The organism is Streptomyces sp. NPDC047453 (assembly GCF_040643155.1).
GTDB lineage: Bacteria > Actinomycetota > Actinomycetes > Streptomycetales > Streptomycetaceae > Streptomyces.
The window spans coordinates 48,049-70,775 of sequence record NZ_JBEYTS010000038.1 but is presented as its reverse complement, the minus strand read 5'-3'; the positions used below and the strand labels follow the sequence as shown (position 1 = coordinate 70,775).

Below are 22,727 nucleotides of genomic sequence, written 5' to 3'. Positions count from 1 at the left end.
GTCCCCACCGACACAACCGACAACGACTGAACCAACACCAACCGGGTCAGAATTCAACCGCCCAAAGTGGGTCCGAGTTCAGCCGACGCCGACACCTTGAGATGCGTTCATCCCCGGCTTGAACGCCGGGGCTTTCGGCAAGAGTCCGGTAACCTGACGGAAGGTGAGCCGCGCGTCGCTCCGAGGCGTAGGGTGCCTCTTCGGTGCAATGCCCGCCAAAGGGCCTCGCTCGCATGTGGTTGGCTGAAGCTCTGCCGGACGGTTCGAGCCCTTGAGGCCGCCGACTATGAAAACCGTCCGAATCCGACATGAGCCAAGTACTTCAGGAGCCAGCTTGCCCCGGAGCCACTCTCGCAAGTTCTCTCGTTCCGAGACCACACGGGCCGAGGCCTTCAGCGACGGTGTATTCGCCATTGCCGTCACACTTTTGGTCCTGAATCTCGCTGATCCGCCGCACAAGCCGGGCGGCCTTGGCCAGGCATTGCTGGATCAGTGGCCCGCCTACCTCGGCTACTTGGCGTCCTTCGGCTATGTTTCGGTGATCTGGCTCAACCACCACCAAGCCTTCGTGCGCATCAGGGCCATGGACCGCGGACTGCATGCTGTCAACCTGTTTCTCCTGCTCACCACGGCGGCGCTTTCCTTCCCCACAGCGGTGGTCGCGGACGCACTGCAGGCTGACCCTACGGGCTCCGACGCGCGGGTGGCCGTCGCTCTCTACGCCGGCCTCGCCGCAGCGATGTGCCTGAGCTGGGTGGCCTTCTACCAACAGATCGCCCGCCGACCCGAGCTGCTGGACCCTGACGTGGAGGACACGTACGTACGCCACGGACAGATTCGTTCCGGGGTTGGAGCCGTTGCCTACACCGTCGCCGGCCTCCTTGGGGTGTTCGTCGCACCGTTGCTGGCGATCGCGGTGTTCGTCGTGCTCCCTGTCTTCTACTTCGTCACCAGCGAAGGTCTGCCAGGCGGCCGGGACGGCTCTCCTGATACAGGACCCCATGCCGACGAGGGAGGCCGCAGCGGTGCGGTCTAACGCGTCCTGACGCTCGGTGGCACGGTGTCGGCCAGGCGGGCGGTGTCTTCCAAGTGTCCGGCTCCCTGGATGGATGGGCCACTCGAGAGGAGAGTGACGCGGACTGGGCCAAGCTGCTCAAGAGCGGCCAAAGGCCGGTACGCGCTGGTCACGCCGTGCGGGGGCGATTCACCTCGCCAATGATCCGGCTGGTTCACTTCGATCACCGCAAGGCTGTTGCCCCGCAGGAAGCGATTCAACGCGGCTCCGTAGGAGCCGGTGCAGACAAATCAGAGTGGCGCGGGCACCCCTGCCGCACCCAGCACCCCACACCGGCCGGCACCGAGGCCCCGTGCTCAGGGCCTGCGACCATGGACAGAAGCGATGCAACTGAGCAGTGCGCCCCAAGGATTCTCGGCCGTGGCGGGCAAGGCGCCCGCCCTGTCCGGTCCTGGTCGGAGTCTGCGGGATCCAGTTCGGCGCGGCACTCGCTCTCCGCGTGAATCCCCAGGTGGGTTCTGCCGGAGTGGTGTTCCTGCGCCTGCTGATCGCAGGCGTGCTGCTGTGCGTGATGTGGAGGCCACGGCGCGCGGCACTCGGCCGGATGAAGGCAGCCTGGCCGGCCATGCCCGGCGCGGGCACGCTGCTCGCCGGCCATCACATCGCGTTCTTCGCGGCCGTGGAGAAGAACGTCCCGCTCGGCGTGGTCGCCACGATCGAGTTCCTCGGCCCGTTCACCATCGCCCTGGCCGCTTCCCGGCGCCTGGCCGACCTGGTTCCGGCCTGCATGGCGGCAGGCGGCGTGGCATTGCTGAGCGAAGGCGGCGCCGCCTCCCGCCCACGGAGCGGCGTCGTCCTGGCCGCCCCGGCGGCTTGCAGCCGGGCCGCATACATACTCGTCTCGGCCCGTATGGCCAGGCTGATCGACGGAGGCCAGGGGGCTGGCGGTCGTCTTCACCTGGGCCGCTTTGGTGAGCGCACCGTACGGCCGGGCCGTCCTGGGGACAGCACCTTCGCCGGCCACAGTGGCTCGGCATCGCAGCAGTCGCCGCACCTCCGCCACGGCAGCACTCACGAACCCCCGAGAAGCGGTCCCGTGTCCGAGCCACAGGCTCCCCAGCCGCCGAGACGAGTGCTGCTCGCGAAGAGGCCGAAGTTCCTGCCTTCCACGGCTGACCCCCGCCGCTGATTCAGTATCGTCGCAGCCTGAAGCCGCGCCGACTTCGGGCTGTTCGCGCGGGAGACAGTGACAGCCATCCCCCCAAGTGGCAGCTAACCGGCTCAATCGCGGCAAACTCAAGGCCCTCCTGTGCAAGCCCGCGTTGTCAGTGTCGGCTGCAAGGATGATCGAATGAACGGCGATGAGCAGCTGCTGCGCGGCCGGGTCTACGGCCACGACCACGACGACCCCAACCCCGGTCCGCTTCCGCACCGGACGTACGCCACGCTCATAGGCGGCCCGCTGGACGGCCTTCTGCTGGACATCACGGGCTGGCGGCCGGAGGAAGTCGACGACGGCGTGGCCCTGCCCACCGAGCTCGGGCAGTTCCCCGGCGGCCGCGCCCTGTACGACCCGCGCCCCGGCGAACCCCGCACGCCCGGTCCCGGCGTCGCGTGCCGTCTCTACTACTCCGGCGATACACCCCGACCGTAGCCCCGACCCATGAGCCCGATCACGGCAGGTCAGCGCGCTGCTCGCCCCCACCACCGGTCTGCTAGGCCTGCCCTCGGTCAGCTGGCTGGCGGTGTTCTCGATCCACAGCGGCGTCCACTCGGCTCCGGCCTGCCATCCGAGTTCCGCGCCGTCGTACCGGCTTTCGGCGGGCCTGGCGCCGCGCAGGCCGAAAGCGGAGACCGCCGCCCCAGCAGTCGGCGCGGTGAGTGCCGCCGCCGTCCGTGAGCGGAGTCGCATACTCGGTACGGCGATTACTACGAAGAGTTTCCTAGTGATCGATGACGAGGGGTTGCCGGCTCAGGCCACCGGGTCCGGAACAGTGGTGGACTTCCCGGGTGAGCGGGTGAGACGGCGGGTCATCAGCGTGATCGCGGCGCTTCCTGGAGAAGGCCGTCTACCTCCAGCGGCACGCCCACGCCGCCATGCTCGGGCGGTGCGTCCTGGGCGCGGACTCCAAGGAGGACTGCTCCACCGAGGGCGCCCGCCTCCAACTCAACGTCTGGGACGACGCGACGCGGCGGGACCTCGTCGAAGACGGCACCGAACCGAGTCGCCCTCCAGCGGTCAGCTGACCCCCTGCGGACCAGCTGGCCCAGGTTCCGTAGACCCTCCGTACCTGATCAGACAACTGATTGAGATCGTGAACGATTCGCGAGCCGGGGGATGCGTGAAGGAGGGGCGGGTGCTCGGAGGGCGCCTCCTGCCGGGCGCCGCGCATACGGGCCAGATCAGCCGACGACCCCGACCGCACCACCGACCGCACCACCGACCGGGACGATCCGACCAGGGGCGCGAAGTGACAACTCCGTTCTGGACCAGGCCGACATCCCCACCGACAACCATCCGACAACCGCCCGTGTGCGACCGCCCCCGGGCGACGTGTCCGGGATCAAGGCTGACGGTGTCCCGGTTTCTGCAAGCGTTCGCCAGGCTCATTCACCGGCGTTTTGCTGTGCTTCGACGTACATGCGGCGAGGCGCCGCACTCGCCAAGGAGTGCGGCGCCGCTTTGCCGTGCGGTCAGTACCGCGGGGTCAGTCTTCGGCCCCGGGCACGTTCGCGTACATGTGGTACTGCGGTGCCGGCATCTTGCTGTGCTGCCCGCGGATTGCCTTCCAGATCTCCTCGTTGAGGGCCGAGGAGTCAGCCTGGTCCGGCTCCCCGGAAAGCTCTTCCGGCGTCATGGCCAGGGAGGGGAAGACCGACGGGTTCGTGGTCGGGCTGGTCTGGCTGAGCGGCTGCTGCCGCATGGCCGGCTGGGAGCCGACCGGTGGGGCATAGGAGACCCAGATCGGGTAGCTGCCGACCTGGATCGGTGTGCCGGCCTTGCCCGTCGCGGTCGACAGGGGCAGGAGCTTGCCCTCACCTGCCGCGGTGGCGAACACCGTGCCGCCGTCGGGCGAGACCACGACACCGCTCGCGGCGGAACCGGCGGTCAACGCGGGCTTGGCGGTCCCGGTCGCGAGGTCGATCGGGGTGACCTTGTCGCTGCCGGTGTTGGCCACGTAGGCGGTCTTGCCGTCGGCCGAGATACTGATGTTGAACGGCGTCGCACCGGCCTTGATCCGGTCGCCCGAGGTACCGGTGGCGAGGTCGATCGGCGTGACGTCGTCGGATCCCATGTCGGTCACGTACGCGGTCTTGCCGTCGGGCGTGATGGCGATGCCGAACGGCTGGCTGCCGGTCTTGATCGCCGTACCGGCGGTACGGGAGTCGGTCTTGACCGGAGTGACGGTGTCGCTTCCCTTGTTCGCGACGTACAGCGTGGAGCCGTCCGGGGTGAGCGCGAGGTTTTCCGGGCCGCTGCCCACAGCGATCTCCGCGCCTGCCTTGCCGGTCGCGATGTCGACGGGCTGCACCGCGTTGTCGCCGTAGGCGCTGACCCACAGGGTCTTGTTGTCGGGGCTGACAGCGAGTCCGGCCGGGGTCTTGCCCACCGGGATGGTGGACACGACGGCGTCGGCGGCCACGTCGATCACGCTGACGGTGTTCGAGCCCTGGTTGGCGACGAACGCCTTGGTGTGGTCGGGGCTGACGGCGATCGTGCCGGGGGCCGAGCCGACCTGGATGTCGGCCATGCGCTTACCGGTCGACACATCGACGGCGGAGACGCTGTTGCTGGAGAAGTTCGCGACGAAGGCCTGCGGCACCTGCGCGATGTGCGGGTCCGGTACGACGGCCTCCACGGTGGCCTGCTGCGAGCCGGTCATGTGGCCGTTGATCGGGTAGTCCGCCTGCACGGTGAACCGCTGCTGGCCGGGCGTGGCCCCCGAAGGCACCTCGACCTTCCAGGTCAGCGTGGAGTCCGCGCCGGGCGCGACGGTGCCCAGGTCCGACTGGCCGTCCGGAGTGGCCTTCCACCCCGCCGGGGTGGTCAGCCGCACCTTCGCACCGGTCAGCGGGGTGCCGCCGGGGTTGGTGACCTTGCCGGTGACCGTGACGGTCTGACCAGGCTTCAGGATCGGGTCGGAGACGGTCGTCGTGACGCTCGGCGCCGTCACCGCGCCATACGGGGTGAAGTCGGGCTTGTCGGTGAAGGAGTAGATCATCGGCAGCGCGGCCGCGTCGTACTGCGACATCGGATCGACACCAAGGAACAGCTCCATGGTGCGCAGCATCGACACCTGGCTGTAGAAGTGCGAGTCGACCTTGCCGGTCTGCGTGTACGGGCTGATCACCGAGGCGATCGTGCGGTGCGCGTCGACGTGGTCGGGGCCCGCCTGGGCGTCGTCCTCGACGACGAAGATCGCTGTGTTCTTCCAGTACTTCGAGTGCGAGACGGTGTCGACTATCTTGCCGAGCGCCAGGTCGTTGTCCGCGACGAGCTGCTTTGCCGTCGCCCCGCCCGCGGTGTGGTCGCGCGGCAGGTCGATGAACTGCATGCTGGGCAGGTTGTCGTGGGCGACGTAGTCCTGGAACTCCTTGTTCCACAGGTCGTAGCGGTGCTGGTCGCTCACGCCCATGTCGTACCACGGGTAGGTGTGGTTGGTGGAGGCATTCAGCAGCGGGTCGTGCGCGCAGAAGTCGCCCTTGGCGCACGTGACCTTCTCGTCCTTGCCGATCCAGGTGCTCGGCACCGCGAACTGGCCGTAGTTGCGGAACGGCACCTTCTTCTGCGCGAGTTTGTCCCACAGGTAGGCGTGGTCGGGGTCGGCGCCGGCGGCCGCCACGTCGGGGTGGTAACCCTCGGAGTCGTACTCCGAGCCGTTGCCTCCGTAGCCCTGCGCGGTGGCCGTCTCGTTGTAGGGGTTGGAGCTGGCCTGGGTGGCCCACTGCCAGCCGTTCTGGCTCACCTCGCCATTGACGTAGAAGTTGTCGAGGGTGACGAACTGGTCGGCGAGCTTGTGCTGGTTGGGCGTGACGTCCTTGCCGAAGATGGCCAGGGACGGGTCGCCGTTGCCCTTGTGCAGGTCGCCGAGGACCTGGTCGTAGGTGCGGTTCTCCTTGACGACGTAGATCACGTGCTTGATCGGCGAGGAGTCGCCGACGTTCCGCGGTACGACGGTGCCAGGCGTATCGTCGCCGAAGCCGCGCACCTCGTTCTTGTCGTCGAAGCCGTTGTTCTCGCGCACCTGGCGGGTGTACTTGGCGAGCTGGTCGGCGCTCGGGACCGGCACGACGGACAGGTAGCCCTGCAACTGGTTCTCGATGTAGGGGTAGTTGTTCGGGTTCGAGGGGTCGGTGCCCTTGTTCGGGCCGGTGCCCAGGCCCTTGGCGCTGGTGATCAGCAGCTGCTTGCCGTCCGGCGTGACCTGCACACCGGTGGGGTACCAGCCGGTCGGGATGAGGCCCTTGACCCGGCCGAACTCGCCGTGGTCGGAGACGTTCACCACTGCGACGTCGTTGTTGCCGCCGTTGGTGACGTACAGCGTGGTCTTGTCGGGGGAGAGCGTCAGGTTGGTGGGCTGCGCTCCGCCGTGCGCCCCCTTGAAGGGCGCCAGCGAGATCGTATCGGTGACCTTGTTGCTGTCGGTGTCGAGCACGGACACGCTGTCGTTGTCGCCGTTCGCGACGAACAGGCGGTGGTGGTCGGCATCCAGGAGCATCACGTTCGGGTGGGTGCCGACCGTGATCGCAGGCCGCGGGGTGAGGGTGAGACCGTCGACCGAGAAGACCGAGACGGTCTTCGCGCCCTGGTTGCTGACGTAGGCGGTGCGCCCGTCCTGCGAGAGCGTCACCCCGTACGGGTACAGCTCCACCGGCGCCTGCTGGGTCTTGCCGGAGTCCACGTCGACGGCGATGAGCGAGCGGGAGTACTGGCCCGTCGCGTAGACGGTCTTGTCGTCCGGGGACACCGCCACATTCTGCGGGTACGAGCCCTGCGGCAGACGAAGGGACCTGTTCACGCTCAGCTTGCGCGCGGCAGAGTCCCAGTCCAGGACGAGGATCGCGTTCTTGCTCGCCGTCGCCAGGTAGGCGCGGCTGCCGTCACGGCTGAAGGCCAGACCCGGCGCCACGCCCTGCGGCGTGGAAGAGTTCGACGTGTCGAGCTCCAACTCCTGCAGGAGTTTGCCGTCGACTGCGTCGAGTACCTGCACGGTCTGCTTGCCGTGCGCATTGCGCACGATGTTCGGAACGACGACCGCGCGGCCGTCGGGTGAGAGCACTGCGTTCGCCGGGAAGAAGCCGGCGGCCTTCTGCGTACCGGCCGGAGTCACCCGCCAGCCCGCGGGGGTGTACGCGGTGCCGTCGCCCTGCGGGCCCGCGTGATTGAACCCGCCGAGGGCGACCGCCAGTCCGCCGCCCATGACTAGCGCGCTGGCGCAGACCGCCGCCACTACCGGCTTGCGTGACCTGCGTTCCTGCCCGCGCAGGAGTCCTGTCCATCTCACGGTTCGTGTCCCTTCCGTGGACTTCCGTTTGCCCCGCTCAGTGCGGGGAGGGACCGGAGCGTGCCCCTCCGGCCGTGGCGAGCCTCCTCGCCACAAGCAACCGGAAAGGCGGTTCACGCTGTCGTACGCATGAACACGTCCCCACATCTGGGCTAGACCCGTTACCCTTTAGATATGTGGCGGTGTGGCGGCTTGGCATCGACTCGAACATGACCTTCGCCGCTGGCGCCAACGACCTGGTCGTCGATCCGCATGCCGTCCGCATCCGTGATCCTCAGCTGGGCCCCGGGATGCGGCCGTTCCTCGCGGACGATCAGCCGCATGCCCTTCTGCCGGCCGTCGGCGAGTTCGGCGACCCAGGCGCCGTCCCGGACCCCGCCGTCGGTCTCTATGACCGGGGCCCAGGCCGTGGCCGGGATTTTCTGCACGTGCTGGTGGATGGTGTCGGTGATGACCAGCCGACGGGGCAGGACAGTCAGCGGCCCCGCTTCGCGAGCCAGGCGACGAAGTCGTGGGTGCCTCCGCCGGAGTCCGTGCGGATGAGGGTCTGCTGCCCGCGCCGGTACGGCTTGGGCAGTTGGGCCAGGGCGAGGCGGGCGGCGGTGATGTGGTCGGCGGCCGTGTTCGAGCCGGCGTTGCCCGGCCGCAGCAGGGCGGCGACGGGTTCGCCGGTCCCTTCCGGTCCGTGGTCGACGAAGCCCATCAGCGGATGGTGGCCGTAGGTCTTCTTCCATGTCGGTGCCGCGTCCTGCTTGTCCGAGTGCGCGACAACGAGTACGCCGTCCATATCGATGGTTACCTCTCCGCCCGTATCCCGGGCGTGGCTGCCGACCAACGACCAGACCCGTGAGCGGACTTCGGGCCACGCCCGGTGGACGGCGTCCAGTGCCTTCTCGCCCGAGGCGGCGAGGGTGTCGATGAGGCGGGAGACGGTTGGATCGGACGCTACCGGGCCGAAGACGGCCGGTTCGGCCCGTAGCATGGCGATGTCCGCCAGGCAGTCCCCGCCGAGCGCGACCGTCAGCGCGATGTCCAGCAGGACCTTGCCCGGATCATGGATGACCCGCGGTTTGCGCCAGGGAGGCGAGAGCCGCGGATATCGCCTGGTCAAGACCAACCTTGCGGACCGTCTCCACGAGCAGGACCGAACCAGGTTGAGAGACGACCTGGCGGCCGTCGGCCCGGATGCGTACACGCGGATAGGACCCGATAGGCTGCTTCACCTCGAAGGTGCCTCCGGCTGGAGCGGGAACAAGGACCTCAGCAACGGTCGCCTGGGATCCGGGGGTTGGTGCCCGGCGGCCGACGACTGGCCGCCGGGCGGACACGGCTCAGACCAGCGCGTTCTTGTAGCAGATGCTGGAGCGTCGGTCGCCCTCCACGCCGGTGGCGAAGCCGATGAAGAGGCGGGCCTCGCCGGCGTCGGTGCGGTATATCGCCAGGCCCTCGGGCTCGCGGTAGTGGAGGGTGGAGCCGGCCTTGGTGAGGACGGGGCCCTGCTTCACTGTGCCCGTGTTGATGTCGATGCTGGTGACGTAGGAGTTGCCGTCGCCGGTGGGGGTGCCGTCGCCGGGGTACGCGTCACCCGTCAGGTAGTACATGTACGAGCCGTAGACGGTGTAGCCCTGCGGAGTGCCGGAGATCGTCGGCTGCTTGAAGTCGACCAGCGGCGAGCCGAAGCTGCGCGTTTCGAAGGCGGAGAGAGGGTACACGGCGATGCGCTTGCCGGCGCTGGTGTGGTAGCGCACGATCATGCGCCGGTAGACCGGGTCGACGGAGCAGGTGTACTCGGTGGCTCCGGGAGATCGGCCGGTAGGCGGCCGAGGCAGCCGGCGAGCCCAGGGTGGTGTTAGCGGTGTAACGGATGGGGGCGAGCCCGGTGCCGTACCCGTTGGTGTTCGCTGCGCACTCGATCCACAGCTCGGTGCCGGAACCGCTCGGCAGCGCGGCGAAGCACGTAGGCAAGAGAGTCCGCGGGCTGTTTCGCACAGCCCTGGCCGTCGCTGCCACGGGCGTACTCGTCGGCACCCTCTCCAGCGCCCCACTGGCCGCTGCGAACGTCCAGCACCCAACCGTCGCTGCATGTCCCGCTGATCTGACCGACAAGGCCACGTGCTACAACGGCCAGGATGCCAACGGCGCCTACTACGCGATCGCCGTCCCCAAGCACTGGAACGGCTCCCTCGTCGTACACGCCCACGGTGGCCCGGACCTGGGCGCCGATTCCGACCCGGGATGCGGCGTGGGCGCCCCACCCCGGTGCGCGGGACGCGGATCTTGTCCATGGCCGGTTCGAACTGCCTGCAGTCCGCCCGCTGTCCGGGTGTGATCAGTACCGACAGCGGGCGGCAACGGCCCTCCGCGCTCAGGTGGACCTTGGTGGTGAACCCGCCGCGCGAGCGCCTCAGACACTCGCCTGCCGCACCGCCTCCGCCAGCAGGGGCCGCAGGCCCTGAAGCGAACTCCGCAGCCCCTTTCGATGGCCTCGGGGCGGGCGGAGTCGCTTTCGGGGCTCCGGCAGCGTGCTGGTGGGCGCGCATCACGCTGGAGTCGACCGAGACGTCCCAGTCGATGCCGCTCTCGGCGTCGACCTGGGCTTGGATATGCTGCAGTAGCACCTCCCAGGTGCCGTCGGCCGACCACAGCGCGTGGCGTTTGTGGATGGTTTGCCACGGTCCGAAGCGTTCCGGCAGCTCACGCCACTGCACCCCGGTGCCCAACCGGTGGATGATGCCGTTGATCACTTGACGGTGGTCCCGCCATCGGCCGCATCGGTTGTTGCTCACCGGCAGGAGCGGCTTCGGCAGCGCCCACTCCTCGTCCGTCAGATCCCCCCGGCTAATCACGTCCGAGACGATGCGTCACTTGCTCGATCAGAGATGCTCACGCGTCGCTGTGACGATCCAGACTGACCCGGGGATGTGGACACCGTCCGCGGTCTCGAACTCGGTGAGCGCATCCTGTACTTCGGCACGGAGACGGGTGATGGTTGCTGGGTCGACATCGCGCAAGTTGTAGCGCGTCGGGCCCATGGAGAAGATGAAGTCGGCAGCGTCACCGGCGTTGGCTCCAAAGGTCATGGGTGCCTGGAACGGGGCCACGTCGATGTCGGTGAACCCGGCGGCGGCGAGCACGTGGCGGATGCGAGCGGGGTCGAGGAGCGACCCCATGCCCCTGGCGGCGGGGGACGCCTCACGCAGGAACGGGGCGAGTGCGGTGGTCGCACGGGCGTAGGCGCTGTCCGGGCCCCCGGGCCGTGGGCCGAGGAACGCGAGTCGGCCGCCTGATACGAGCGCGTTCCCGAGGTGGGTGAAAGCGGCGATGTGGTCGGCGAAGAACATGACGCCGCCGCGGCTGAGAAGGACATCGAACCCGCGGTCGGGGAAGGGATGTACCTGTGCATCTCCCTGCTCGAAGGTGACGTTGTCGAGACCTTCCGCGGCTGTGTCACGACGGGCGCGTTCCAGCATCGGCGCGGACAGGTCGATGCCGACGACGTTTCCGTCGTATGCCCGTTGTGCTGCAAGGCGCGTGGTCTGGCCGGTGCCGCAGCCGACGTCGAGGACCTGGTCCTGAGCCGCGATGTCCGCGGCGGCGAACAGGGGGGTGTTGAACGCGCCCATCATCGCGTTGTACAGCTCGGGGTGTTCGGCCCAGTGGATGCCCTCCCAGTCGTTCCATGCCTCTGCCTGCTGACGGTTGGCGATGGTGTGCACGGCTCACCCTCCAGAACTAGAGTTGAACTCTAGAGATTGACTCTAGATATAGACTCCAGTCATGCGTGAGCGCAAGGGGAAGCAAGGCAAGAAGGCCCAAGAGACGCGGCGGCGGATCATCGAGGCAGCCGGCGCACTCTTCGTCGAGCAGGGCTACGGGGCGACCAAGTTGCAGGAGATCGCCGACCGGGCAGGCGTGGCGGTGCAGACGATCTACTTCGTTTTCCGGAACAAGCCCTCGCTGCTCAAGGAACTTGTCGATGTCGCGATCGCGGGCGACGACGAACCCGTGCCGACCATGGACCGACCGTGGTTCGTGGAGGTCATGTCCGCGCCTACCGCCGAGACCGCACTGTCCGCACTGACCGCCGGCACCCGCAGGACACTCGAACGCGTCGCGGCCGTCAACGAGATGGTCCGTGCCGCGACCGCGACCAACCCGGAGATCCGGGAGTTGTGGCCGGATCAGGCAGACCCGCGGTACACAGTGATCTCGACAGCGGCGAAGTCCCTGACAAAGAAGCCGGGCGCCCGCCCCTCCGTCCCCGTCGAAATGGCGGCGGACATCATCTATGCCGTCCTCAGCCCGGAGCTCTTCCTGGTCCTCACCCGTGACCGCGCGTGGCCACCAGCCAAGTGGGAGCAATGGGCGTACGACACCCTCAGCTCTCAGCTGTTGGCTGACAACGCGCCCTGATCAACTCAGCCCTTGCGGGCAACGTGTTCCGCAGTCGGTCAGCGCCGATGCATCGGGGCCCTGATCGTGATCGAGGAGACAGGACCTAGCTTGATCTTTAACCTCGGGCTTCGAACGTCGTCTCGTACTTGATCACCCGCGTTGGTAACTGCCGTACACGCAGGTGGCCTTCGGCTGACCATGTGCTCCGCCCAAGGAACGCACATACTCAGCACGAAGGCCGTGAGGATGAGTCTGTTGCACCATGCTGTCCGGCAGGAGCCGTTCGCGGAATTGTCACGCTTCCGAGGTGAGTTCTACTCGTGCCTGACCCGGCGTGCGGATGCGTTGTTCGAGCTGGCCGACGCCGTGCTGTGTGCGGACGGCCCGGTTCGCTCTCTGGTGGAACTCTCCCTCGTTGGCGAGCATCGCCGCGGACACGGCGGGCTGTATGACGCCCTGGCCGCGGGCCGGGTGGACATCTCCCGGCTGCGGCGGGCACTGGCCGAGGTACCGCTGCCACGGGCGGCGGACGGCCGGCTGGTACTGGCTGCCGACATCACCTGCTGGCTGCGGCCGGACGCCCACACCTCACCGCAGCGGATCCTGTGTCACACCTACGGACGCGGCAAGGACCAGCACATCCCCGTCTCCGGCTGGCCTTACTCGGTGATCTGCGCGTTGGAGGCGGGCCGCAGTTCATGGACCGCGCCATGGGATGCCCGGCGGCTGGCTCCGGGCGATGATGCCGCCGCCGTCACCGCCCGGCAGATGCGCGAGCTGGCCGAGCGGCTGATCGAGGCCGGGCAATGGCGCCCCGGTGACCCGGACGTGCTGATTGTGGTGGATGCCGGATACGACGTGCCCCGCCTGGCCTTCCTCCTCAACGACCTGCCGGTGCAGGTGCTGAGCCGGATGCGCTCGGACCGTGTCCTGCGTCGCGCGGTCCCGCCCCGCGACCCGGGCACTCGGGGCCGCCCACCCCGCCACGGCGGCGAGTTCGTCTTCGATGACCCCGCCACCTGGAACACCCCCGATGCGGCGACCGTGACCGCCACCCGGCTGTATGGCACAGCCACCGCACGGGCCTGGGACCGGCTCCATCCCAGGCTGACCCATCGCTCGGCGTGGGCCGTCGACTGGGCATGCTGCCGGTGATCGAGGGCACCGTGATCCTTCTGCAGGTCGACCGCTTGCCCAGCGGTGCCACCCCGAAGCCGGTATGGCTGTGGTGGTCGGGCACCGACGCCACCGCCGCCCAGATCGATCTGCTCTGGCAGGCCTTCCTGCGGCGCTTCGACATCGAGCACACCTTCCGGCTGTTCAAGCAGACCCTGGGCTGGACCAGCCCGAAGATCCGCTCTCCTGAGGCGGCCGACCGCTGGACTTGGCTGATCCTGGCCGTCTACACCCAGCTGCGGCTGGCCCGCCCGCTGGCGGCCGACCTGCGCCGGCCGTGGGAGAAGCCGAGCCCGCCGGACAGGCTCACCCCCGCCCGCGTCCGCCGTGACTTTCGGCACCTGCGCCCGCAAGCCGCCTGTCCCGCCCAGGCGCCGAAACCTACTCGCCCTGGTCCAGGACGGCCGCCCGGACGCAAGAACACCCGGCCCACTCCGCGACACGACGTGCACACAGTCCGCAAACCAGGCACTGCGAAGCCGAGAACGAAGAAGTCAACGACCTCACGACCACGCCGCACAGGTTAAAGATCAAGCTAGGAGTTATTCAAATGTCATGCCCACATCAGGAGCGAGGCGAGGGTTACGGCACCTTGGTAGGACTCGGCGGTTTTGTCGTAGCGGGTGGCGATGCCTCGCCACTGCTTCAAGCGGTTGAAGCAGCGTTCGACCACGTTGCGCCGCCTGTAGAGCTGCTTGTCGAAGACCGGCGGGCGCCCGCCCGCGCTGCCCCGTCGCAGGCGGTTACGGATCTGGTCGGCTCGTTCGGGGATGGTGTGGGTGATGCCCCGCCGCCTGGGCCAGGTCCGGATGGCCCTGGAGCTGTAGCCCTTGTCGTCCAGCACGTGAGTGGGCCGGAGGCGGGGGCGTCCTGGGCCGAGCCGGGGAACCCGGATCGCGTCCATCACGGCGGTGAACTGGGTGCAGTCGTTGGTGTTCCCGCTGGTGACGGTGAAGGCGAGCGGCCGGCCAAGTGCGTCGCAGGCGAGATGGATCTTGCTTGTCAGGCCGCCTCGGGAGCGTCCGAGGGCGGGGTTGCGGAGCCCCCTTTTCGGGCCCCGGCGGCGTGCTGGTGGGCGCGGACGACGGTGGAATCGACCGACACCAGCCAGTCGATGCCCCCGGCCGCGTCTGCCTGCGCCTGCGCGGCCCGGAGCATCCGCTCGAAGGTGCCGTCCAGGGCCCAGCGGCGGAAGCGGGTGTGCAGTGTCGCCCACGGCCCATACCGCTCGGGCTCGTCCCGCCAAGCGGTCCCGGTCCGGAACTTCCACACGATCCCGTTGAGGACCGTCCGGTCGTCCAGCCGCTTCCGCCCCCGCAACGACTCGGGCAGCAGCGGCCGCACGAACTCCCACTCTGCATCCGACAGTTCATGGCGACGTATCACCCGTCCATGATCCACCATCCAAGATCATTTGAAGACACCGCCTAGTACTGCAGTCCGACTCGCGATCTTGTCGCGGACCCGGCTGGGGAACAGGTACGGCCGCCGCGTGATCTTCAAGGGTTGTGTGGACTCCTGAAGACCGTGCGGTGGCCGCAGGTCACGGCGTAGGCCCTGCCCGCTGGAGGGCGATGTTCGACCAGGTCATGGCCCGGATCGCGGGCAGGTTCAGGCGAGTTGAGCCCCGGGCCGCGGTCCGCTCCGTCCGCCGCATCGCCTACGAGCTGTCGTCGGAGTATCACCCCCGTACGACCGCGCCGAGATCACGTCGTTTCTGGCAAATCGCGTCGTGCCGGAGGCCCTCACAGGCATCGTCCGGCGGCGCAAGGAGGCGTGTTGGCACCACGTGGGCCCCCTGATCGGCGTGTTCACCCGAGCCCTCCAGCAGATCCAGTCCCACGCGGACGCGGCCGGGGACATCGGCTGGCTGGTTCCGAATCGACTCTGCCATCGTGCGGCGGCGGTTCCCGTCAATGCTCGATCTCTATCTGCGCAACCATGTGGACGGGTCATCGATGATGGTCCGGATGACCGAACTCGCGGCCCCGAGCACGGAGGCGTCGGTGCCCGCGAGCGAGATCCGGACGCGGACCGGAGACCAGGATGAGGACAGCACCCGAAGATCGACCTCACGCTGCACTTCTGGCTGGATCCAGGGCCCCAGCGGTGCGTAGATGCCGCCGAGCACGACGCAGCCGATGTCAAGGAGTTTGACGGCCCCGGCGATCGTGATGCCGAGAGCGCGGCCGGCCCGCCTGAGCGCCGCCAGGGTTTGCCAATGGCCAGCCTCGGCCGCCTGCACGATGCGGCCGACGGTAGCCTGTCCCCCCATTGAGGTGGCGGCCCGCAGGGGGAGTCCGGCAGCCCGCAGGATGGCCTCTTGTCCGGCCACTTGTTCCAGACAGCCGTGGGCGCCGCACTGACATGGTGGTCCGTCCATCCCGATGGCCATGTGCCCGATCTCACCGCTCCAGCCGTGCTCGCCACGAAACAGCGCACCGCCCATGACGATGCCGGCGCCCACCCCGATCTCGCCCGAGACATGCAGAAAATCGGTGGGCACGGCGCCCCGGTCCATGCGCAGTTCGCCCAGCGCGGCGAAGTTCGCCTCGTTGTCGACCGTGATCGCCAGCCCGTCCAAAGCTCCGGTCCGGGCGAGCAGGGACGAGATGTGGACATCGCGCCAGCTGAGGTTGGGTGCCAGGCGCAGCAGCCCCTTGTCGACCAGTCCGGGAACGGCCACGCCCGCACCGGCCACGGTCAAGTCCAGCCTCTCGGCCGCAGTGATCGCGGTCGCGGCCATGTCGGCGACGGTGCTCAGCACCTCGCGCGGGGTCCGCCCCCGCTGGTCCTGCTGTACAACCTCCTGGTAACGGATTCCTCCGGCGAGGTCGATGACGCATGCTGCGATGTAGTCGACGCTGATTTCCAGCCCGAGTCCGGCCGCCCGATCGTCGGCGAGTACCAATCCGGTCGCCGGGCGGCCCGTCGGCCTGGTTTTGCGTGGTTCCAGTTCGCCGACCAGACCACCCTCGATCAGGACGTCGACCAGAGCCGAGACGGTGGCCCTGGTCAGTCCGGTCGCCGCTGCCACGTCGGCACGCGACACCGGTTCCGCCGCGCCGGCGATCTGGTTGAGCACCAGCGACAGGTTTCGGGTCCGCAGGCTTTCTTGCCGGGCTGGACTGGCCATGACTTCTCTGTTCCCGGGCCCTGCCGAGTCTCCACCCTTCATAGGTGTTGACACTGCCACATTCCCGCTCTAAGTTCAGCGACTAAACAAAGCCAATCTGGACATGGATCTCACCTTGGGGAACCACGTGACCGTGCCGCGGTTGCGGGTGCAGGGCGTCAAGACGTTCCCCGGGGCCCGAGCACTCGATGGCGGTGACCTGGAGACACTCCCGGTGCGGTGCACTGTCGGCTCGGGCGGAACGGTGCCTCGGAAAGTCAATTCTGATCAAGGTTCTCGCCGGCGTGCATCAGCCGGACGGCGGTGAGATCCATGGCCGCGGCGATGCGCCGTGGCCCGATGGACCGTGGTCCGGCGCTGTCGGACCGCAGAGGGAGGGGCCGTCCATGCACGTAAAGCTCCTGCGTTTGCTCGCCGCGTCAACCGCGAGTGGCTAGGAGCCATCCACTGAGGGTGTCCCTCAGTCCCGGCAGGAGGCCCCCCGTACCGCATGACGAGGGGACCCCGACCCCGTCCCGGCCCCAGCCCGGCATCTGCGGCCGGACGACCCCAGAACGTGGGGCGGGGCGCTGACGCTGACAGCACCCCGGCGCACCCCAACCAGCAATCGCCCGATGAGTCCACTTTCCCCCGAGCCCCAGAGGAACGGCTGTGGCCCACAGACGTAGAACCCTACGCCGAATAGCCGCGACGATGGCGTTTGCCCTCGTCCTTCCCATCCTGTCGCTGGTCGCCCCGGCGGCCCTGGCATCGCCGGCGCACGCCGCCACTGCGGCACCTGCCTTCAAGGTGCTCGTCTTCTCCAAGACCACCGGATTCCGACACGACTCGATCCCTGACGGCGTCGCAGCCATTCAGAAGCTCGGCCAGGAAAACGACTTCGCGGTCGACGCCACCGAGGACAGCGCGGCGTTCACCGACGAAAACCTGGCGCAATACCAGGCCGTCATCTTCTTGTCCACGACCGGCGACCCGCTGGGCACGCAGGACCAAAAGGACGCCTTCCAGCGCTATATCCAGCGCGGCGGCGGTTTCGCCGGCGTCCACGCCGCTTCCGACGGCGGTTACAACTGGCCGTGGTACGGCAAGCTCGTCGGCGGGTACTTCAAGTCGCACCCGGCGATCCAGAACGCCACCGTTAAGGTCGAGGACCCGGCGCACCCGTCGACCGAGGGTCTGCCGACATCGTGGAAGCGCACCGACGAGTGGTATGACTACCAGGCCAACCCTCGTGGCACCGTGCACGTGCTGCAGTCGATGGATGAGAAGTCCTACAACGGCGGCACGATGGGCGTCGACCACCCGACCACGTGGTGTCAGGACTACGACGGCGGCCGGTCGTGGTACACGGGGCTCGGTCACACCAAGGAGAGCTTCAGTGAGCCGGAGTTCCTGAAGATGCTCCTCGGCGGCATCAAGACCGCCGCGGGTGTGGTGAAGGCCGACTGCGCGGCGTCGCAGAGCGCCAGCTTCGAGAAGGTCGCCCTCGACAACAAGACGTCGAACCCGATGATGCTGGACGTCGCAAAGGACGGCAGGGTCTTCTACATCGACCGCCTGGGCGACGTCAGGGTCGTCAAGCCGACTGGCGGTACGGTGACGGCCGGTCACCTGAACGTGTTCACCGCCAACGAGAGCGGGCTGCTCGGGCTGGTGCTGGACCGTGACTTCGACTCCAACCACTGGGTGTACCTGTTCCACTCCCCGGTGGGCGAGAACGTGGACCGGCTGAGCCGGTTCACGGTCACGGGAGACACGCTCGACATGTCGAGTGAGAAGAAGGTGCTCGACGTGCCGGTGCAGCGGGCGGAGTGCTGTCACCACGGCGGCGGCATGCTGATGGATCGCAAGACCGGTGATCTGTGGCTGGCTGTGGGCGACAACACCAACCCGTTCGCCTCGGACTCCTACACCCCGATCGATGAGCAGCCGGGGCGTGAGGCGTGGGACGCCCAGCGCACCTCGGGCAACACCAACAGCCTGAGTGGCAAGCTGCTGCGGATCCACCCTGAAGCGGACGGCACCTACAGCGTGCCGGCGGGCAACCTGTTCGCTCCGGGGACGGCGAAGACCAAGCCGGAGATCTACAGCATGGGCTTCCGCAACCCCTTCCGGATCGGCCTCGACCCGAAGACCGGGTATCCGCTGGTCGCCGACTACGGCCCTGACGCCGGGTCTCCGAGCGCCACGCGGGGTCCGGAGAACACCGTCGAGTGGAACCTGGTCACCAAGCCGGGCAACTACGGCTGGCCGTACTGCACCGGTCCCAACCGCCCGTACATCGAGTACGACTTCGCGACCAAGAAGTCGGGATCGGCGTTCAACTGCGCCGACCCGGTCAACAAGTCGCCCAACAACACCGGGCTGACCAACCTGCCGCCGGCGATCCCGGCGACGGTCTGGTACCACTACAACACCGACCCGAACCAGTTCCCCGAGCTGCAGGGCGGCGCGCCGATGGCGGGCCCGGTCTACCGGTATGACGCGGACCTGAAGTCGGACGTCAAGTGGCCGGCGTACTGGGACGGCAAGGCGGTCTTCGGCGAGTGGAACACCAACAAGATGTTCTCGTTCCAGCTGAATGAGGACACCACCAAGCTCGTCAAGATCAACCAAATCCTCAAGTCCATGAGCTTCAAGCGGCCCATGGACATCAAGTTCGGCCCCGATGGTGCGCTGTACCTGATCGAGTGGGGGTCCGGGTTCGGCGGTGACAACACCGACTCGGGCGTCTACCGGATCGAGTACGTCAAGGGCAACCGGCCGCCGGTCGCCCGCGCCGCGGCGGACAAGACCGACGGTCCGCTGCCGCTGACCGTGAAGTTTTCCAGTGAGGGGACCAAGGACCCCGACGGCAAGGCGCTCACCTACGCCTGGGACTTCGGTGACGGCACGGACGGCACGACCGACGCCAACCCCACGCACACCTACACCAAGGCGGGCGAGTACAACGCGGTCCTGACCGTCACCAACGACGACGGCATGACCGCCAAGGCCAGTGTGACGATCACCGCGGGCAACACCCGGCCCACCGTGAAGGTGGACCTGCCGCCGAACGGAGGATTCTTCGACTTCGGCGACCAGGTGAAGTTCAAAGTCACCGTCACCGACCCCGAGGACGGCCGGATCAACTGTGACGAGGTCCAGATCCAGGCGATCCTCGGCCATGACGGCCACGGTCACCCCCTCGACCAACTCAAGGGTTGCGAGGGCATCGTGCAGACCAACGAGGGCGGGCACGGCGCCGACGAGAACCTCTTCTATGCGATCGAGGCCAGCTACACCGACCACGGCGCCGCCGGCGGGGCCAAGCCGCTGACCGGGCGGGGTCAGGTCGTGTTGCAGCCCAAGCGCAAGCAGGCCGAGCACTTCTCGGCGACCGGCCGGGTCTCGGACAGCAAGGCCACCACTGCCCATGGCATTCGGACGGAGACCACCGGCGACCCGCTGGGCGGCGGCCTGAACATCGGGTACATCCGGGACGGCGACTGGTGGTCGTTCGACCCGGTGAACCTGACCAACATCGACGCGATCCGGCTGCGAGTGGCCTCCAACAACTCCGGCGGGACTGTGCAGGTCCGGCAGGGTGACCCGGAGAACGGGAAGCTGGTCGGGACTGCCGATGTGACGGGTACCGGCGGCTGGCAGAAGTACGTCGATGTCACGATGAAGCTGACGAACGCGTCGACCGACAGTGGCCCGCTGTACTTCGTCGTGCGCAAGCCGGCGGGCGCGGGCGACGACGCCTTCTTGATCAATGCCAACTGGGTCGACTTCATCGGCAAGGGTGTCACCGACAGCCAGCGCCCGGTGGTGACCGCGTCGGCGAACCCGACCTCGGGCACCGCCCCGCTGAAGGTCGACTTCACCGCGTCGGCCACCGACCCCGACGGCAACCTGCCGCTCACCTACAAGTGGGACTTCGGGGTGAAGGGAGCCCCGCAGCCGACGACCGCGAACGCGAGCTACACCTACAGCGCGCCGGGAACGTACACCGCCTCGGTCACCGTGACCAACGCCAAGGGCGCGGCGACGACCAAGGAGATCTCGATCAAGGTGGAGGCGTCGAACTCGCTCTGCCTGACCGGACGTTCCGACGACTTCCTGGGCACTGAGCTCAACCATGACCGCTGGTCGGTCATCCGGGAGAACCAGGACCTCAAGGTCCAGGACGGCACGCTCGTCATCCCGACGTCGAACACCGACATCTACGGATCCAACAGCGGCTCGCCGAACATCGTCGTGCAGCCGGCGCCGTCAGGCGCCTGGATGGCCACCACCAAGGTCACGCTCAATGCCCGCGACGCCTACCAGCAGGCGGGCCTGATCCTGTACGGCGACGACGACAACTACGCCAAGATGGTCCTGCAGGGCCGCGGCACCGACAACCACGCCAACCGCATCTTCCAGTTCATCCGCGAGGAGAATGGCGATCCCAAGGAGGTGACGGCCAGTAACACGGCCCAGCTCGGGGACGCCTACCCCGACACCGTGTACGTGCGGTTCATCAGTGACGGCACGAACCTGACCGCTCACTACTCGGCGGACGGCATCAACTTCACCGCGATGCCGGAGACGAAGCCGCTCGCCGGGATCAAGAACCCGAAGATCGGCATGTTCGCCATCACCGGGACCGGCAACCACCCGGTGATCGACGCCCGCTTCGACTGGTTCCACATCACCCCCGACGACACGGCGACCAAGCCGGGTCCGAACGACGAGTTCGACGGCACCACGCTCGACCAGTGCCGCTGGGACTCGATCGTGCGCCACGACCCCTCGGCCGTGCGGGTGACCGGTGGCAACCTGGAGATCGACACCTCCAAGGGAGACATCTACGGCACCGACAACAGCAACCCGAAGAACTTCATCGTGCAGAAGGCGCCGGACGGTGACTGGACGCTGGAGACCAAGGTTGACGGCAGCGCCTTCAACGAGCGGTACCAGCAGGCCGGCCTGATCGTCTACAAGGACGACGCCAACTACGTGAAGTTCGACTTCGTCACCGACAACCAGCCCGGCGAGGCCGTCGCCCGGCGGCTCGAGCTGCGCAGCGAGATCGGCGACGTGGTCCAGAACCCGCAGCCTGCGGTCAGCAACCTCACCAGCGGCGTGACCTGGCTGCGACTGAAGAAGGAAGGCGACACCTTCCACGGCTACTACTCAGCCGACGGCAAGACGTGGACCGAGATCGCGTCGAACGGCAACCCGACGCCGGTCAAGAACAACGTCGTCTCGGCGAACGGGAGAGCCGGACTCTACGCCTTCGGCGTCAACCAGGCGGCGTCGAAGACGGCCAAGTTCGACTACTTCCACCTCACCCCGGCGGTCGAGGAGGACAAGACGCCGCCGGTGACGACAGCGAAGACCGACCCGGCACAGCCGGACAGCGGCTGGTTCACCGGTCCGGTCACCGTCACGCTGACCGCCGCCGACGAGGACAAGGGCAGCGGCGTCGACCGTACCGAGTACAAGCTGGACGGCGGCGACTGGACGGCCTACACCGGCCCGGTCATCGTCTACGGAGACGGCTCGCACACGCTGGCCTACCGCTCGGTCGACAAGGCCGGCAACGTCGAGGACGCCAAGACCCTCACGGTCAAGGTGGACGCGACGGCGCCGATGACCACCGCGAAGATCGCCTCGGCGAACGACGACGGGTGGCACAACGGCGCGGTGCCGGTGACGCTGACCGCGACGGACGCGACGTCCGGCGTGGCCAAGACCGAGTACTCCCTGGACGGCGGCCCCTGGACGCCGTACACCGCGACGGTCACGGTCACGGGCGAGGGCCAGCACGAGCTGCGCTACCGCTCGACCGACAAGGCCGGGAATGTGGAGGACATCAAGGCCGTCACGGCCAAGATCGACACGAAGGCACCGACCGTGTTCGTCTCCGGCGTGGCAGACGGCGAGAAGTACGGCGACAGCCAGGACCTGGCCATCAGCTGGCAGGCCGTCGACTCCGGGTCCGGGATCGCGTCGGTGAGCGGCACGCTGGACGGCAAGCCGTTCGCCTCCGGCACGGTCCTGGCATTGCACGAGCTCGGCCTGGGCAAGCACACGCTCAGCGTCACCGCCGTCAACAAGGCCGGCAACCGGACCGAGCAGACCGTGAAGTTCACCGTCGTCACCTCGACGGCCGACATCGCGAGCCTGATCGACCACTTCGAAAGCACCGGAAAGCTCACCCCGCTGGGCGCCCACAAGCTCCACGGCAGGCTCGACGGTGCGATCGACGCCGAGAACAAGGAGAAGTCCAACGACAAGACCATCGATGAGCTGGAGAAGTTCAAGGCCTTCGTCAACGACGACAGGAACGTCTCCGACGACCAGGTCCGGGCCACGCTCCTCCGCGACGCCGACGCACTGATCATTCAGTACGGCGGCACGCCGAAGGACTGACCACCGGCCGCGACCCCGAAAGGGTGCCGGGCGACCGAAAGGAACCCCGGCACCCCGTTGAACCAACCAGGGTGCCCCGCGACAACTGTCGTGG

At 67.8% G+C, this 22,727-nt stretch carries 10 protein-coding genes and 6 pseudogenes; 9 read left to right on the top strand and 7 right to left on the bottom strand.

Annotated features, from left to right (window positions below; translation table 11 throughout):
- Nucleotides 1–334 precede the first annotated feature (334 nt).
- From ABZ818_RS27745 to ABZ818_RS27730, 4 genes are all read left to right on the top strand, one after another.
- Nucleotides 335–1,036, top strand: a complete 702-nt coding sequence (locus ABZ818_RS27745; RefSeq protein ID WP_361420109.1) for a TMEM175 family protein — start codon at nucleotides 335–337, stop codon at nucleotides 1,034–1,036.
- A gap of 478 nt (nucleotides 1,037–1,514) precedes the next feature.
- On the top strand, nucleotides 1,515–2,204 hold the full coding sequence (locus tag ABZ818_RS27740; RefSeq protein ID WP_361420106.1) for a hypothetical protein: 690 nt from the start codon (nucleotides 1,515–1,517) through the stop codon (nucleotides 2,202–2,204).
- Nucleotides 2,205–2,366: 162 nt separating this feature from the next.
- On the top strand, nucleotides 2,367–2,669 hold the full coding sequence (locus tag ABZ818_RS27735) for a hypothetical protein (protein WP_361420103.1): 303 nt from the start codon (nucleotides 2,367–2,369) through the stop codon (nucleotides 2,667–2,669).
- Between the two features lie 443 nt (nucleotides 2,670–3,112).
- Nucleotides 3,113–3,262, top strand: a complete 150-nt coding sequence (locus ABZ818_RS27730) for a hypothetical protein (RefSeq protein WP_361420100.1) — start codon at nucleotides 3,113–3,115, stop codon at nucleotides 3,260–3,262.
- 461 nt (nucleotides 3,263–3,723) lie between these two features.
- On the opposite strand, the gene ABZ818_RS27725 is transcribed toward ABZ818_RS27730, so the two are convergent.
- The 3 genes and pseudogenes from ABZ818_RS27725 to ABZ818_RS27715 all read right to left on the bottom strand — a co-directional run bounded on the left by ABZ818_RS27725 (nucleotide 3,724) and on the right by ABZ818_RS27715 (nucleotide 9,275).
- A complete protein-coding gene (locus tag ABZ818_RS27725) occupies nucleotides 3,724–7,521 on the bottom strand; it encodes a beta-propeller fold lactonase family protein (protein WP_361420097.1) in 3,798 nt (1,265 codons plus the stop codon).
- Nucleotides 7,522–7,766: 245 nt separating this feature from the next.
- Nucleotides 7,767–8,744: pseudogene (locus ABZ818_RS27720) on the bottom strand (IS1380 family transposase); the annotation flags it as partial.
- A 108-nt stretch (nucleotides 8,745–8,852) separates the two neighbouring features.
- Nucleotides 8,853–9,275 carry a teichoic acid biosynthesis protein C gene (locus ABZ818_RS27715; RefSeq protein ID WP_361420126.1) on the bottom strand — a complete coding sequence of 141 codons (423 nt, stop codon included), beginning with the start codon at nucleotides 9,273–9,275 and terminating at the stop codon, nucleotides 8,853–8,855.
- A gap of 290 nt (nucleotides 9,276–9,565) precedes the next feature.
- On the opposite strand from ABZ818_RS27715, the pseudogene ABZ818_RS27710 reads away from it, so the two are divergent.
- A pseudogene (locus ABZ818_RS27710) lies at nucleotides 9,566–9,754 on the top strand (hypothetical protein); the annotation flags it as partial.
- Between the two features lie 22 nt (nucleotides 9,755–9,776).
- On the opposite strand, the pseudogene ABZ818_RS27705 reads toward ABZ818_RS27710, so the two are convergent.
- A pseudogene (locus ABZ818_RS27705) lies at nucleotides 9,777–10,367 on the bottom strand (IS5 family transposase); the annotation flags it as partial.
- A 27-nt stretch (nucleotides 10,368–10,394) separates the two neighbouring features.
- A complete protein-coding gene (locus tag ABZ818_RS27700) occupies nucleotides 10,395–11,237 on the bottom strand; it encodes a methyltransferase domain-containing protein (RefSeq protein WP_361420094.1) in 843 nt (280 codons plus the stop codon).
- Between the two features lie 61 nt (nucleotides 11,238–11,298).
- Here ABZ818_RS27700 and ABZ818_RS27695 point away from each other — a divergent pair, with 61 nt between their 5' ends.
- Together ABZ818_RS27695 and ABZ818_RS27690 are read left to right on the top strand one after the other, a co-directional pair.
- On the top strand, nucleotides 11,299–11,934 hold the full coding sequence (locus ABZ818_RS27695) for a TetR family transcriptional regulator (protein WP_361420091.1): 636 nt from the start codon (nucleotides 11,299–11,301) through the stop codon (nucleotides 11,932–11,934).
- 228 nt (nucleotides 11,935–12,162) lie between these two features.
- Nucleotides 12,163–13,619, top strand: a pseudogene (locus ABZ818_RS27690) (NF041680 family putative transposase).
- Between the two features lie 26 nt (nucleotides 13,620–13,645).
- On the opposite strand, the pseudogene ABZ818_RS27685 reads toward ABZ818_RS27690, so the two are convergent.
- Nucleotides 13,646–14,475: pseudogene (locus tag ABZ818_RS27685) on the bottom strand (IS5 family transposase).
- A gap of 544 nt (nucleotides 14,476–15,019) precedes the next feature.
- Nucleotides 15,020–16,228 carry an ROK family transcriptional regulator gene (locus ABZ818_RS27680; RefSeq protein ID WP_361420088.1) on the bottom strand — a complete coding sequence of 403 codons (1,209 nt, stop codon included), beginning with the start codon at nucleotides 16,226–16,228 and terminating at the stop codon, nucleotides 15,020–15,022.
- Nucleotides 16,229–16,376: 148 nt separating this feature from the next.
- Here ABZ818_RS27680 and ABZ818_RS27675 point away from each other — a divergent pair.
- A pseudogene (locus ABZ818_RS27675) lies at nucleotides 16,377–16,557 on the top strand (ATP-binding cassette domain-containing protein); the annotation flags it as partial.
- A 364-nt stretch (nucleotides 16,558–16,921) separates the two neighbouring features.
- On the top strand, nucleotides 16,922–22,633 hold the full coding sequence (locus ABZ818_RS27670) for a ThuA domain-containing protein (RefSeq protein WP_361420085.1): 5,712 nt from the start codon (nucleotides 16,922–16,924) through the stop codon (nucleotides 22,631–22,633).
- Nucleotides 22,634–22,727: the final 94 nt, after the last annotated feature.

What these genes read in the sequence shown, in the direction of transcription:
- ABZ818_RS27735 (WP_361420103.1), top strand. Translation starts at nt 2,367, where the DNA reads ATGAACGGCGATGAGCAGCTGCTGCGCGGCCGGGTCTACGGCCACGAC.
- ABZ818_RS27730 (WP_361420100.1), top strand. Translation starts at nt 3,113, where the DNA reads ATGCTCGGGCGGTGCGTCCTGGGCGCGGACTCCAAGGAGGACTGCTCC.
- ABZ818_RS27715 (WP_361420126.1), bottom strand. Translation starts at nt 9,275, where the DNA reads ATGATCGTGCGCTACCACACCAGCGCCGGCAAGCGCATCGCCGTGTAC.
- ABZ818_RS27695 (WP_361420091.1), top strand. Translation starts at nt 11,299, where the DNA reads ATGCGTGAGCGCAAGGGGAAGCAAGGCAAGAAGGCCCAAGAGACGCGG.
- ABZ818_RS27680 (WP_361420088.1), bottom strand. Translation starts at nt 16,228, where the DNA reads ATGGCCAGTCCAGCCCGGCAAGAAAGCCTGCGGACCCGAAACCTGTCG.
- ABZ818_RS27670 (WP_361420085.1), top strand. Translation starts at nt 16,922, where the DNA reads ATGGCGTTTGCCCTCGTCCTTCCCATCCTGTCGCTGGTCGCCCCGGCG.